Genomic DNA, 13,563 nt, shown 5'->3' with positions numbered 1-13,563 from the left:
GACCCCGGCGGCCCCGCTCCCTCCCCGGAGCGGGGCCGCCGCCGTCTCACCCCAGCCTGCGCAGTCCGGCGGGCGTGACCGCCAGGTCCACCGGGCGGTCGTGCGGCTCGGCCGGCACCTCGTCCAGCAGCTCGTGCTCGTACAGCAGCACCGCCAGCACCGGCCGCGCGCCCGCCCGCCCCAGCCGGGCCAGCACCCGGTCGTAACTGCCGCCGCCGCGGCCCAGCCGCAGCCCCCGCCGGTCCACCGCCAGGCCCGGCAGCAGCACCACCGAGGCCTCCGTGACCGCCTCCGGGCCGAGCCTCGGGCCGACCGGCTCCAGCAGCCCGCGCCCGGTCGGGGCCAGCTCCTGCGGGCCCTGGTAGGCGGCCCAGTCCAGGTCGTTGTCGGGCAGCAGCACCGGCAGCAGGACCCGCACCCCGCGCGCCCGCAGCGCGTCCAGCAACGGCCTGGTCCCGGGCTCGGCGCCCACCGACACGTACGCGGCCACGGTGGTGCCCGGCGCCGCCAGCTCCCCGGCGTGCCCGGCCAGTGCGTGCGCGGCCTCCGCGCGCCCGTCGGCGGAGAGTGCGCGGCGCCGGGTCAACAGCCGTGTCCTCAGATCGCTCTTCTCGTTGTGCATCGGATCCTCCGCAACTCTGTGCCGTCGAGCTGTGCCGCCGACCGGTCTCGCCGACCCGGTCCCGCCGGCCGGCGCCATCGACGCGCAGAGCCTGACACGCGAAAGGCCGCCGCGATTGTCCACCCCGCTGCTGGTCCAGGCCCTGGCCGTGCTCAGCGCCCCCGCGCTGGCCGGCGCCACCGTGCTCGGGCTGCGGCTGCGCCGGGGCGGCGCCGAAGCCGCCGCCCGGCAGGAGCAGCTGCGCGAGCGGATCGCCGAACTGGAGACCCACTGCGCCGACCTGGAGCGCACCGCCTCCTGCGACCCGCTCACCGGCGTGTGGAACTACCGCCACCTGCAGCTCACCCTGGACCGCGAGATCGAGCGCGCCCGCCGCGCCGAGCGGACCGACCAGCCCGAAGGACCGCGCCCGCTGGCCGTGCTGCTGCTGGAGATCACCGGCTTCGACGCGGTCGTCGCCGAGCACGGCCGCGGCCGTGCCGGTGCGGTGCTGCGCGACCTCGCCCAGCGGCTGGCGATGGAGATCCGCCGCGCCGACACCCTCGGCCGCTACAGCGGCGAGGAGTTCCTGGTGGTGCTGCCGGACACCGGCGCCGAGGGCGCCGCGCAGGTCGCCGAGCGCCTGGTCTGGTCGGTCCGCCGGCACCTGCTGCTCGACTGGTCCTCCGGCCCGCGCGAGTCCCGCCCGGCGCACGGCAACGGCCTCACCGCCGCCGTCGGCGTCGCCGTGCTGCCCGAGGACGGCACCCACGCCGCCGTGCTGCTGCGCGCCGCCGACCGCGCGCTCGCCGAGGCCAGGGCGGCCGGCGGCGACTGCTGGCGGGTCCGCCCGGGCCCCGGCGACCGGTCGGCGGCGCGGCCGACCGCCCCGCCCGCCGCCGGTGCGCAGCCCAACGCGACTGCCGAGCGTGACCGTTCAAAAAAGCCGGGTAGTCTGTCGCCCTGTGCCGGCGGGGACCCCCTCGCCCAGCCGGTCAATTCCCATACGCCTGCCGCCGTGGCCGGGCCCCGCGACGTGCTGTCCTAGCCGTCGACCGCGCTCGGCCGGGCGAAAACGTGCCTGAGTAAGGTAAACGCATGACGACGACCAACTCCCGAATCCCGGTAACCAAGGCCGTGGTACCCGCGGCCGGACTGGGCACCCGCTTCCTCCCGGCAACCAAGGCCACTCCGAAGGAGATGCTGCCCGTCGTCGACAAGCCGGCCATCCAGTACGTCGTCGAGGAGGCCTCCTCCGCGGGGCTGTCCGACATACTGATGGTCACCGGCCGTAACAAGCGGGCCCTGGAGGACCACTTCGACCGCGCGTACGAGCTGGAGGAGCTGCTCGCCCGCAAGGGCGACGAGGACCGCCTGCGCCGGGTCCGCGAATCCGTCGAGCTGGCCAACATGCACTACGTCCGCCAGGGCGACCCGAAGGGCCTGGGCCACGCCGTCTCGGTCGCTGAGCAGCACGTGGCCGGCCAGCCCTTCGCCGTCCTCCTCGGCGACGACCTGATCGACCCGCGCGACCCGCTGCTCGCCCGCATGATCGAAGTCCAGCAGGAGCTCGGCGGCTCGGTCGTCGCCCTCATGGAGGTCGACCCCTCCCAGATCCACCTCTACGGCTGCGCCGCCGTCAAGGCGAACGGCTTCGGCGAGGACGTCTTCCAGGTGACAGACCTGGTCGAGAAGCCCGAGACGAACGAGGCCCCCTCGAACTACGCCGTCATCGGCCGCTACGTCCTCGACCCGCTGGTCTTCGACGTGCTGCGGGAGACCCCGCCCGGCCGCGGCGGCGAGATCCAGCTCACCGACGCCCTGCGCGAGCTGACCACCCGCGACCCGGAGGCCGGCGGCCAGGTCCACGGCGTCCTCTTCAAGGGCCGCCGCTACGACACCGGCGACCGCGCGGACTACCTGCGCGCTATCGTCCGACTGGCCTCCGAGCGCGAGGACCTCGGCCCGGAGTTCCGCTCCTGGCTGCGCGAGTTCGTCGCCTCCGAGCTGCAGGACTGACACGACGACAGAGAGCGAGCCGCCGATGACCGGGTCCACCCACCACACCACCGGATCCGCCGCAGCCTGCTGCGACGGAACCACGGACCCGGCACCGGCGGCCCCCCGCCTCTGGACGGTGGACGAACACCTCAGCGACGTCCTGGCCGCGGTCGGCCCGCTGCCCGCCATCGAGCTGCAACTGCTCGACGCCCAGGGCTGCCGGCTCGCCGAGGACGTCCTCGCCGACGGCGACCTGCCGCCCTTCGACAACAGCTCGATGGACGGCTACGCCGTGCGCACCGCCGACACCGTCGGCGCCACCGACCCGTACCCCTCGGTGCTCGCCGTCGTCGGCGACATCGCGGCCGGCGCGGGCGAACTGCCCCGGGTCGGGCCCGGCCAGGCCGCCCGGATCATGACCGGCGCCCCCGTCCCGCCCGGCGCCCAGGCCGTCGCCCCGGTCGAATGGACCGACGGCGGCACCGGCACCGGCGTGCCCGCCGACGCGATGACCGCGCCCGTCGAGGACGAGGAGGTCCGCGTCCTGCGCCCGGTCGCCGAGGGCGCCCACATCCGCCGCCGCGGCAGCGACGTCGCGGCCGGCACCAAGGTCCTGGGGGCCGGCACCCGGCTCGGCCCCACCCAGCTCGGCCTGCTCGCCGCGATCGGCCGCGCCACCGTCACGGTCCGCCCGCGCCCCCGGGTCGTGGTGCTGTCCACCGGCAGCGAGCTGGTCCAGCCCGGCGAGCCGGTCGGCCCCGGGCAGATCTCCGACTCCAACAGCTTCACCCTCACCGCGGCCGCCCAGGACGCCGGCGCCATCGCCTACCGGGTCGGCGCCGTCCCGGACCAGGCCGACCGGCTGCGCGCCGTCCTGGAGGACCAGCTCGGCCGGGCCGACCTGATCGTCACCAGCGGCGGGGTCAGCGTCGGCGCGTACGACGTGGTCAAGGAGGTCTTCGAGTCCTACGGCGGCGTCGACTTCCGCAGGCTGCGGATGCAGCCCGGCAAGCCGCAGGGCTTCGGCCGGATCGGCGGCCCGGCCGGCGTGCCGCTGCTCGCCCTGCCCGGCAACCCGGTCAGCGCCTACATCTCCTTCGAGCTGTTCGTCCGCCCGGTCATCCGCACCATGCTCGGCGCCGCCGACGTCCACCGCCCGGTGGTCCGCGCGCTCTGCCCGGCGGCGCTGCGCTCCCCGGCCGGCCGCCGGCAGTTCCTGCGCGGCCGCTACTCGGCGGCGGACGGCACCGTCGAGCCGGTGGGCGGCGCCGAGTCGCACCTGGTCGGCGCCCTGGCCCGGGCGAACTGCCTGATCACCGTCCCCGAGGCCGTCACCGCCCTGCCCGCCGGCAGCGAGGTCGACGTGGTCCTGCTCGGTCATTAGGTCCTGTCCGGCCGATCTTGCCGGGCCCGCGACTCTCCCCCAGCCTGGCGGCCGGGAGGTGCCCCCAGGCATCCCGCCTGGACGCACGCCCGAATCGCCCAAGTACGCCCAGTACGAGGACGATCCGGGCGCACGCCCAGCCGGGCGCCCAACGCCGCGGGCTGATCCGCCAAGATCGACCGGACAGGACCTGGGACATGTCCCGTGGACCAGGCCCCTCCCACGGGGTGGGGCGGGGGAGCTGTACGGTAGCGCGGTATTCCACCTGCGTGCCCCTGGAGCCACCCGTGACGACACCTCCCCCCGGCGACCGCCTCACCCACGTCGACGACCAGGGCGCGGCCCGGATGGTCGATGTCTCCGAGAAGGCCACCACCGCGCGCACCGCCGTCGCGGCCGGCCGGGTCCGGGTCTCCCCGAAGGTGGTCGAGCTGCTGCGCGGCGAGGGCGTGCCCAAGGGCGACGCCCTCGCGGTGGCCCGGATCGCCGGGATCATGGGCGCCAAGAAGACCCCCGACCTGGTCCCGCTCTGCCACCCCATCGCCGTCTCCGGCGTCACGGTGGACCTCACGGTCGCGGACGACGCCGTCGAGATCACCGCCACCGTGAGGACCGCCGACCGCACCGGCGTCGAGATGGAGGCGCTGACCGCCGTCGCGGTGGCTGGCCTCACCGTCATCGACATGGTCAAGGCCGTGGACAAGGGCGCCACCATCGAGTCCGTCCGGGTGCTCAGCAAGACCGGCGGCAAGAGCGGCGACTGGTTCGCGCCGGAGGCGGGCGAGTGAGCGGGCGGAACGGGTTCACCATCGAGGGGGCGGGCGCATGAGGGCGCTTGCGGTAACGGTCTCCAACCGGGCCTCGGCCGGCGTGTACGAGGACAGGGGCGGCCCGCTGCTGGTGGCCGGCCTGACCGCGATGGGCTTCACCGCCGACGGCCCCCGGGTCGTCCCGGACGGCGAGCCGGTGGAGGCCGTCCTGCGCGAGGCCGTCGCGGCCGGCTACGACGTCGTGCTCACCACCGGCGGCACCGGCATCTCGCCGATGGACCTCACCCCGGAGATGACCGCCCGGGTGATCGACCGGCAGGTCCCCGGCATCGCCGAGTCCATCCGCGCGTACGGCCGGGAGAAGGTGCCGACCTCGGCGCTCTCCCGCGGGCTGGCCGGGCTCGCCGGACGTACCCTGATCGTCAACCTGCCGGGCTCGACCGGCGGCGTCAAGGACGGCCTGGCCGTCCTCGAACCGCTGCTCGCCCACGCCGTCGACCAGCTCGGCGGCGGGGACCACCCCCGGCCGGACGCACCAGCTTCCGGGAGAGCGCACTGAACGCCGGCTGGCCGGTAGAACTCCACGAGGGGGAGGTCGTGCTGCGCCCGATCCGGGCCCGCGACCAGCGCGAGTGGCAGGAGGTCAGCCTCCGCAACCGGGACTGGCTGCGCCGCTGGGAGGCGACCGTCCCGCCCGGTCCGGCCGGGCAGGCCGCCGGGCCGCGCCCGACGTTCCGGCAGATGGTGCGCTTCCTGCGCGGTGAGGGCTCGGCCGGGCGGATGCTGCCCTTCGTCGTGCTCTACAAGGGCCAGCTGGTGGGCCAGCTGACCGTCGGCGGCATCACCTGGGGCTCGATGTGCTCGGCGAACGTCGGGTACTGGATCGACGAGGCGGTGGCCGGCCGGGGCATCATGCCGACGGCCGTGGCGCTTTCCGTCAACCACTGTTTCCGCACCCTCGGCCTGCACCGGATCGAGGTCTGCATCCGCCCGGAGAACGGTCCGAGCCGCCGGGTGGTGGAAAAGCTCGGCTTCCGCTCGGAGGGAGTCCGCCCGCGCTATCTCCACATCGACGGCGCCTGGCAGGACCACCTGGTGTACGCGCTGACCGCCGAGGAGGTGCCGGAGGGGATGCTGGAACGCTGGCGGTCGATCAGTTCAGGTCACGAGCCATGTAATTGAATATATGTTCGAATCAAATATCGATATGGCATCGCCGCGACGGCGGACTGGCACAAATACCGGCAAAATAGTCGGAGAATCAGCTTGATCACACGACACGCCGAGCCAAATTGCTGCCAGGCCTTCCCGGCGCCCGTACGGTGTGGGTCGTGAGCAGTAGCGGCCTTATCTACGCCGTCATCGTAGGGGCCTGGGCCGCCTATCTGGTGCCGATGTGGCTCCGCAGGCAGGACGAACTCAACGAGGCGCGCCCGACGGAGCGCTTCAGCACCGCCATCCGCCTGCTGGCCGGGCGTTCGGGGCTGGAGCGGCGGGCAGCCCGGGCCCTGGGCGACGAACCGCGTGACGACGAGCACAGCAGCGACGGCCCTCCCGGACGGGACGGGGCCGCCTCAGGCGACCCCGCGGCGGACTCCGCGCCGCCCGCCGTGGAGCCCGAGTCCTCGGCCTCCGTCGAGCCTCCACCCGCGCCGGTGCCGGTGTCCGCGCCCTCGCCCGCGCCCTCGCCCGAGCGGGGTGCCCGGGGAGAGCGTCCGGGCTCCGCGCCGCACGGCGGGGAGCAGCGCCGGGCCCGGCTGCTGGCGCGCCGGCGCCGGATGGTCACCGCCCTCTTCCTGGCCTTCGCGCTCGGCGCCGTGGTCGCGGCGGTGGCCGGACTGGCCTTCCTCTGGGTCCCGGCCGTCCCGGCGACCCTCCTCACCCTGTACATCGGCCACCTGCGCAAGCTGGAGCGCCAGCGCTACGAGGTGAAGCTCGACCGCGCCCGGGCTGCCCAGGCGGCCGAGCGGCTGCGCAAGCGCGAGCAGCAGCGCGCCGCGGCCCGGAGCGTCCCCGCCGAGGCCGTCGACACCCAGGCCCATACCCAGGTCCACACCCAGCCCCGCGTCCGGGCCCACGCCCCGGCCGCCGAGGGGCGGGCCGGACGCCGCCCGCACCTGCGGCTGGCCGCCGACCCCGGCGAGGCCGCCGTCTCCGCGCCGTCCGCCTCCGCGCCGTCCGCCTCAGCGGTGGCCGAGGCGACCGAGCATGAGGAGTGGGTCGACGGCATGCGCGAGCGCGGTGCGGCCGGCCCGGACTCCTGGGAGCCGGTGCCCGTCCCGCTGCCGACGTACGTCACGGCGCCGGTCGCCCCCCGGGTCTCCCGCGGCCTCGACCTGACGGCCCCCGGCACCTGGACCGCGGGCCGCCCCGCCGAGTCCGCCCGCAACACCCCGCTGTTCGACCAGTACGCCGAACCGTCGGCCACGGAGACCCGCCCCCGCGCGGCCAACGAGTGACCTCCCCGGCCCCCGGACCAGCACCGCGTCCCCGGGGGTGGTCACGGACCCCCTCCGGAAGGTGCTAGAGTTTCTTCTCGTTGGGGCTGTGGCGCAGTCCGGTAGCGCACCTCGTTCGCATCGAGGGGGTCAGGGGTTCGAATCCCCTCAGCTCCACCCAACGGGCCGTTCACGACTTCGGTCGTGAACGGTTCACGAAATCCCGTCCAGGGGGCAACTCTGGGCGGGATTTCGTGCTTTGTGGGTCTGGTCGAGTCTGGCTGTGGCCTGTGGGGAGGGTCACACTGCCTCGCGGGATGGCCGAGCGGAGCTGGCGGTGCGAGTGCGGGCATGGCGAAGTGGCCGTGGGACCGGAGGGTGTGCGGTCCCACGAGCCGGCGTCGTGTGCTCTGTGGCTGCTCTGACGGGCGGAGGGCTAGCCGAGTTCCGGTGGGTCCGTCCCAGGGCCTTCGCGGCCGGTGCCGGGCGTTGCGGGGAAGTGCCTGGTCGTGTTCGGGGGTACGTGCGGGTCCGGGGTGTCGGTGATGTCGGCGAGCGTGTAGCGGTCTTCGGCCCACAGGCGGCGCTCGCGCAGGTAGACCTCAATGGTGCGCAGGTTCTCGACCATCAGCTGAACCGCGCTGAGGAGCGTCTGGGCGACGCGTCCGCGGCTCTGGCGGAGCTCCCGTTTGTCGAGAAAGGTGTCGACGTTCTTGGCCCGGCCGTTGAGCCCCTCGACGTGGCTGCGCAGGCTCCGGAAGGCCCGCTGCCAGGCTGCGCGGCCCCAGGACAGGCCCTGACGCAGTTTCGGTGTGAGGTCGACGGGCTGAGGACCGCCGCGGCGGAGGCCGAGCAAGAGCTGTTCGACCAGAAGGCTCAGCGCGAGTTCCTGCGCCAGCTGCTCCTGGAGACACAGCAGGACCTCGACTCAACCGAGCAACGCATCGAGGATCTGGAGCAGCTGTGGAACTACCTCCACGGCTTCCTCGGGTCATCGCCCGAGGGCGATCCCACCCCCGCCGACGACCGCGATCGCGAACGGCCTGGAACTCGACCGGGCCGCCGTCGACGCCGGACTCACCCTCCCGTTCCACAACGGCCGCACAGAAGGCGTCAACACGCGAACCAAACGGATCATGAGGCAGATGCACGGCCGAGCCGGGTTCCCCCTGCTCCGCCACCGCATCCTCCTTCGGTGATCACTACAGAGCGCTACCACCGATTACGGGACAGAGCCTAATTCATGACACTCCCCACGAGCGGTGTCCATCGTGCGCGGCGCCGCCGTCGACGCGGTCATCGACGGATCCGAAGAGATCACTGAGCAGGCCTTGCGGCGCCACACGCACCGGCCCGCCCTCGGGCCCAGCGCGGCGCACACCGGCAAGGACCATGTTCAGTAGGCGATTCGTAGCCTTAGTGCCACTGCAGACCACGATGAACAGCCCACGCAGCCGGTACTGGTCAGCTCAGTCGAGGTGAAGTCGACATTAGGGAGCCAGCGATCCAGGTATCCGTCCACCAGTACCTGGGTCGCCCGTAGTTCGGCACCCATCAGATACGGAGACAGATCGCGTCGGCTCACCCACTCCATGCCGCCCTGGTTCCGCCGAAGCAGCCGGGACCAGGACGTGCGATCAGGAAGTGTTCCTCCTCGCACGCGGCTGAGCCGGCATCGGGCGCCGTGCGCTGGTGCCCCGTCACCGTGTCCCAGCGCACCGACGGCCAGCCGATCAGCTTCCTTGCCAGCCGCACCCGGCTGCCCGGCAGGACTCCGCCGGCTCCGCCGGCCGCACCGCTGTGCGAGGCACGTGCCACGCCTGTTCTCCCGGAAGCAGCGCGATCTCCTGCTCTGCGTCGATCGTCAACAGGCATACGTACCGGGTCGGTTGCAGCTCGTAAATGAGAGGCAGGCTCCTCAGCCTCCCCTGGCCGGTGGACAAGTAGCCACCTAGAGGTGGCCGGTCACACAGGTGGAGCAGGCGTGTGCCCTTCGGCCAATCCGCGTGCAGGTCGCTTTCGCGCGTGCCTTCGCCGGATGACCGCGATGTCGAATGCCGGCGAACTGGTTCGCATAGGGCAAACCCCGACCATGCGGGGTGACCGTCCGTCGGCAATGTGCCGTGGCCACCTCGTCGGACGTCAATCCGATGAGGTGGCCACGGCGAGTGAGCGTTTGTGTTGTTGGGACTTCGCGCTGGGGCTTGCGGAACCTTGTTCCTGGCGCTCAGTCAGGTTGTGCTCGTTACTACGGCTCCAGAGGATTTGTCGCTCGGGTCAGCTTCGTGCTAGAGGGTTCCACTTCTGTGCGGGGGTTCCGTTGCAGTCCCAGAGCTGGAGCCAGGCGGTGTTGGTGACGGTGCCGCCAGGGAGGTCGACGCAGCGGCCGGAGACGGGGTTGTAGAGGCTTCCGTCGGGCCTGGGGACGAAGGTCTGCTGCGGTGCACCGTTGCCGCAGTCCCAGATTTGCAAGGGGGTGCCGTTGGCGGTGCCGCGCCCGGTGGCGTCGAGGCATTTGCCGAGGGCGCGGAGGCTGCCGTCGGGCTTGAAGGTCCAGTTCTGAGCGGCGTTGGAGTTGCAGTCCCACAACTGGACGGCGGTGCCGTTCGCGGTGTTGGCGCCGGCGATGTCCACGCACTTGCCGCTCTGGGCGGTGTAGCTGATGGGGCTGTTCTCGGCGTAGGTGCTCAGGACGTTGACCCAGCCGTTGGTCCAGGTGAAGTAGGGGTCGGTGGTGGTGGAGTGGCCGGTGAAGGTCTGGATGACGCCGTTGGGGGTCAGGGCCCAGAGGGTGGGCGAACCGATGCCGGTGAGGTCGCCGTCGGAGCCGATGACGGGCCAGTTGTCGGTGGTGACGCCGTAGCCGATCTTGGTGTCGGTGGCGATACCGGTGAGGGCGGGGTAGTTGGTACTGTGCCCGAAGGGGCCGCTGACGGTTACGGTACCGGCGTTGAAGGTGTAGCCGCGTAGGTCGCCGTTGCTCTCATTGCGTGCCCACAAGCCGGGGTGGCCCTGGTTCGCCCAGTCGCCGGGGGAGATCAGGTCCCAGCCCTTCCAGCCAGTGGCGGCGAGCTTGGTGGGTGAGCCGAAGAGGCCATTGCCAACACTGGGGTAGAACCAGAGGGCGCCGGTGCCGTCCGGGCTCGTCTCGACGGTGAACAGGCCGGTGCGGTTGAGGAACTTCTTGCCGGTGTCGAGCTTGGTGGTGCTCGGGTCGCCGCTGGCGGCGATCTGCAGCGTGGTGGACCAGTCGGTCGCGTTATAGCCGGTGCAGTCCGTCAGCTTCGGGTCGCAGGCCGGCTTGGCCAAGGAGCTGTTGGCGTCGAAGACGCCGGTGACGCCCGCGTTTCCGGGGTTTTGGTAGTACCAGAGGTTCGTATCGCCGTCCTTGTGGACGATGAGGTCGTCGACGTTGTTGCCTCCGCGCAGGCTGCCGCGGTGGGTGGTGCGGTAGTTCGCCCATGAGTCGTGGCCAGGAGAGTTGGCCTTCGGGGCGGCCAGCGGCGCCTTCGCGGCAGTGGCGGGAATGCTGTAGGCGCGCAGGTCGCCGTTCGGGTCGGCGGTGACGATGTCGGGCAGGGCGTCGCCGGTGACGTCGCCGAAGGTCGGCGCGGGGCTGTTGGGGTTCCAGGGTGCGTAGAAGGCGTACTGCGCGACCGGCGACAGGTTGCCGGCGTTGTCCTCTGCCTGGACGTAGAGGACGTTGGTGCCCCAGCGTCCGGCCGTCACCGGGATCTGGCCGGTGGGCATGGAACTGCCGCACTGCCAGGTGGCGTCGACGAGCTGCGGGTCGAAGCTCCAGCGCAGGCAGACGGCTCCGGAGGAGTAGCCGCCGCTGGGGGCGGGGTCGTTCGCGGTGAACGGGACGCCGCCGCTCTGGCCGGCGTAGATCTGGGGCGTCTGGCCGTTGCCGGAGGGCGGGAACTGCTTGCTGGTGTCGGCGACCGTGGTGGGGAAGGTGACGGTCGGCGGGGTGAGGTCGACCTTGAAGTAGCAGGCCGGGGCGGAGGCGGACCAGGGGGTGTCGTCCAGGCCGTCGGTGGCCATCATGCTGTAGCCGTAGGCGTGGCCGTCCTGGATGACGTTGGCGGGTAGCTGGAAGCTGGTGGTACCGCCGTTGGCGACGGGGGCCGTCATGCCCTGCGCGACGTCGGGGACGCCGGACATGCTGTAGTCCCAGATGTGGTCCCAGGTCGCTACCTGGGCCTGGGTGGGGCTGCTGACGGTGGCGTTGAGCCAGACGGCGTTGTTCTGGGCGGAGCCGGCGCCGAGCCAGGCCCAGTGGTCGGCGTTGCTGTCGCCGCAGGACTGGTTCGTCCCGGCGGGGCTGACCGTGGTGGGGGCGGGCCACACCCCGGGGTTGGTGGGGACGTTGGGCACCCGGTCGTACATCACGGACAGCGCGGGCTGGTAGGTGAACCGCTTGAAGGCGTACTGGTTGCTCTCGTCGCCGTAGAGGCCGAAGGTCAGCTGGCCGTAGTTGACGTACTGCTTCATCGCGCCGGTGATGTCGAACTGGAACGGCACGTTGTCGTGGCACGTGCCGTGGCCCGAGCCGCCGACCATGGCGGTGGCGCCGAGCTGACCGCCCTGCTGTCCGGGCTGGTTGGACCAGGCCGTGCCGTTGCCGATCGGCCCGTTGGTGACGTAGAGGTTGAGCGGGTAGGTCTGGGTGCAGGACCAGTCGGCGGAGACGTACTCCTGCATGGTCATCGTCGCGGAGTGGATGACCGCCCCGCCGAGCGAGCTGATGTCGAACTGGTAGAAGCTGCGCTCGATGTCGGCGGGTGAGCAGCTGCCGCCGTTGGGGTAGTAGCCGCACTTGCCGACGCCCGGGTGGTCGGAGTCCTTGGGGCCCTGGCGGTTCCAGTTGCCGGGGCTGTCGTGGGCGGACTGGACCCAGGTCCAGGAGTTGCCTGTCAGGGTCCAGGGCAGGTAGTCGGGGTCGATGTAGTACGGGGCGGTGCCGTGGGCCAGGAGGTCCTGGTCGGGGGTCAGGTCGATGCCGTTGTCGTCGGCCTTGACCGGCATGGTGGCGACCCTGGAGGCCGTCCCGGGGCCGGTGTCGGAGCCGACCGCAGGGGTCTGGCCCGCGTCCGTCGGCGCGGGGGCGTTCGCCGTGGCCGCCCTGAAGGCCAGGGCGGTCTTCGTTACGGGCGCGGGGGCGCTTGGGGCGGGTGTGGCGGGTGCGGTGGTGCTGTCCCACATTTGCGGGGTGCGGGAGACCCAGCGGGGCTTGCCGTCGCCGCCGACGACGGTGACGTTGCCGTGCTCGTCGCTCTTGACGCTGACGCCGTCGAGGGTGGTCCCGAAGTGCAGGTTCTTCAGCATTGGGTTGGCAGCCGCTGCCTGGGTCCTGACGACCAGGACGGTGCTCAGCCCGCCGAACTTCGTGGCGGTGACCTTCAGGTCGATGTCGGAGGCGACGGACGGGTAGACCACGCTGTCACCGCTGACGGTGGGCGCGGGCAGTGCGAACGGTGCGGACAGCGCAAGCTTCTTCCCGTCCGCACTGGTCATGGTCGCCAGCGGCCCGTTTCCGCCCTTGGACAACGCCAGTTGCCACGCCGCGGACTTGGGCGAGAACGTGCCGTCCGGATTGGCCGCCAGGGTGGCGTCCAACCCCTGCCAGGCGCCGCCTCGGCGCACACGCTGCTGCTCCAGGTGGTTGGTGAGCGCGAGGTGCCCCTCGGGGGTGGCGACGGTCTCGCTGTACTCGGTCGTGAGCGAGTCAACCGGGACGTTCTTTTGCGTGGCCTTGGCCTCGGCCAGGGCCTTCTCGGTCGCATTGGCGGGTGGCCGTTCCTGCAACTGCTTCGCGGTGGCGGCATCGATCGCTGCCTGCGACGGCACGGTCGGCGCGCCATCGGCGTGGGCATCGAGCCCTGACAGACCGGTCGCAAGCGCCAGAACGGCTGCTGCGGTCAATGCCCTGAGTGGCACACCGCTGTAACGGCGTTTTCTGTTCAAAACGGGAATCTCCCCCCAAAGGAAACGGTAGACCTGGATTAACTCAGGACAGAGGCAACGTAGGGGGAGGCAATGACATCGGCCAGTTCAATTCGACGCCGAAGTCCAGACTTGTATCGATAAGGCCGATTCGTGGACTCTCGTGAGAGTCCTCACCAGTCACGATGTCTTGACGTTCAGTCACCAGCGGACGCTACCATCCGTCAATTCGGATACAGGACGTGCCTCCCGTATTTGGGGGGCTCAAAAGCTGCGTGGGGGTAAATAGCATGCCATTTGGACGACCACCGATTTCCGGGAGCAAAAGGGGCAGGAGGGGGAGACTGTGTGGACGGCTGGCGGCCGTCACGACGGCTGCTGTCCTCGGCTCGATGCTCGGTCCGCTGCCGCTCGCGGCAG

General features: G+C 71.7%; 11 protein-coding genes, 1 tRNA gene and 1 pseudogene. 10 read left to right on the top strand and 3 right to left on the bottom strand.

Annotated elements, in window-relative coordinates:
- Positions 1-46 precede the first annotated feature (46 nt).
- Positions 47-622: a 5-formyltetrahydrofolate cyclo-ligase gene (locus tag AB0R04_RS16255; RefSeq protein WP_363371578.1), complete on the bottom strand. Its 576-nt coding sequence runs from the start codon at positions 620-622 to the stop codon at positions 47-49.
- 115 nt (positions 623-737) lie between these two features.
- Between AB0R04_RS16255 and AB0R04_RS16250 the strand changes: the two genes are divergently transcribed.
- The 8 genes from AB0R04_RS16250 (at position 738) to AB0R04_RS16215 (ending at position 7,371) form a co-directional block, all read left to right on the top strand.
- Entirely contained in the window at positions 738-1,649 is a 912-nt protein-coding gene (locus AB0R04_RS16250) for a GGDEF domain-containing protein (RefSeq protein ID WP_363371577.1), read from the top strand.
- A gap of 50 nt (positions 1,650-1,699) precedes the next feature.
- Positions 1,700-2,620, top strand: coding sequence for a UTP--glucose-1-phosphate uridylyltransferase GalU (gene galU / locus AB0R04_RS16245; RefSeq protein WP_063348081.1), 921 nt, complete (start codon positions 1,700-1,702; stop codon positions 2,618-2,620).
- A gap of 25 nt (positions 2,621-2,645) precedes the next feature.
- Entirely contained in the window at positions 2,646-3,986 is a 1,341-nt protein-coding gene (gene glp, locus AB0R04_RS16240) for a gephyrin-like molybdotransferase Glp (protein WP_363371575.1), read from the top strand.
- Between the two features lie 287 nt (positions 3,987-4,273).
- On the top strand, positions 4,274-4,774 hold the full coding sequence (gene moaC, locus AB0R04_RS16235; RefSeq protein ID WP_363371573.1) for a cyclic pyranopterin monophosphate synthase MoaC: 501 nt from the start codon (positions 4,274-4,276) through the stop codon (positions 4,772-4,774).
- A gap of 37 nt (positions 4,775-4,811) precedes the next feature.
- Positions 4,812-5,315: a MogA/MoaB family molybdenum cofactor biosynthesis protein gene (locus AB0R04_RS16230; RefSeq protein ID WP_063348079.1), complete on the top strand. Its 504-nt coding sequence runs from the start codon at positions 4,812-4,814 to the stop codon at positions 5,313-5,315.
- On the top strand, positions 5,312-5,938 hold the full coding sequence (locus AB0R04_RS16225; protein ID WP_363371766.1) for a GNAT family protein: 627 nt from the start codon (positions 5,312-5,314) through the stop codon (positions 5,936-5,938). Before AB0R04_RS16230 ends, AB0R04_RS16225 begins: the two co-directional genes overlap by 4 nt.
- Before the next feature lie 149 nt (positions 5,939-6,087).
- Positions 6,088-7,215: a gephyrin-like molybdotransferase receptor GlpR gene (gene glpR, locus AB0R04_RS16220; protein WP_363371571.1), complete on the top strand. Its 1,128-nt coding sequence runs from the start codon at positions 6,088-6,090 to the stop codon at positions 7,213-7,215.
- Positions 7,216-7,297: 82 nt separating this feature from the next.
- A tRNA-Ala gene (locus tag AB0R04_RS16215) sits at positions 7,298-7,371 on the top strand.
- Positions 7,372-7,630: 259 nt separating this feature from the next.
- Here the strand turns inward: AB0R04_RS16215 and AB0R04_RS16210 are convergent.
- Positions 7,631-8,050, bottom strand: a complete 420-nt coding sequence (locus AB0R04_RS16210; protein ID WP_363371570.1) for a hypothetical protein — start codon at positions 8,048-8,050, stop codon at positions 7,631-7,633.
- 181 nt (positions 8,051-8,231) lie between these two features.
- On the opposite strand from AB0R04_RS16210, the pseudogene AB0R04_RS16205 reads away from it, so the two are divergent.
- Positions 8,232-8,393: pseudogene (locus AB0R04_RS16205) on the top strand (ISL3 family transposase); the annotation flags it as partial.
- Positions 8,394-8,456: 63 nt separating this feature from the next.
- Entirely contained in the window at positions 8,457-8,597 is a 141-nt protein-coding gene (locus AB0R04_RS16200; RefSeq protein ID WP_363371568.1) for a hypothetical protein, read from the top strand.
- An 874-nt stretch (positions 8,598-9,471) separates the two neighbouring features.
- On the opposite strand, the gene AB0R04_RS16195 is transcribed toward AB0R04_RS16200, so the two are convergent.
- Positions 9,472-13,047: a ricin-type beta-trefoil lectin domain protein gene (locus tag AB0R04_RS16195; protein WP_363371566.1), complete on the bottom strand. Its 3,576-nt coding sequence runs from the start codon at positions 13,045-13,047 to the stop codon at positions 9,472-9,474.
- Between the last annotated feature and the right edge of the window lie 516 nt (positions 13,048-13,563).

It is taken from the genome of Kitasatospora sp. NPDC056731 (assembly GCF_040687675.1).
In the GTDB taxonomy this organism is placed as follows: domain Bacteria; phylum Actinomycetota; class Actinomycetes; order Streptomycetales; family Streptomycetaceae; genus Kitasatospora.
Note: the sequence above shows the minus strand (reverse complement) of the source record. Positions and strands in the feature narration are given on the sequence as shown.

Coding starts and splice junctions, on each gene's coding strand:
- AB0R04_RS16230 (WP_063348079.1), top strand. CDS start 4,812: ATGAGGGCGCTTGCGGTAACGGTCTCCAACCGGGCCTCGGCCGGCGTG.
- AB0R04_RS16255 (WP_363371578.1), bottom strand. CDS start 622: ATGCACAACGAGAAGAGCGATCTGAGGACACGGCTGTTGACCCGGCGC.
- glp (WP_363371575.1), top strand. CDS start 2,646: ATGACCGGGTCCACCCACCACACCACCGGATCCGCCGCAGCCTGCTGC.
- galU (WP_063348081.1), top strand. CDS start 1,700: ATGACGACGACCAACTCCCGAATCCCGGTAACCAAGGCCGTGGTACCC.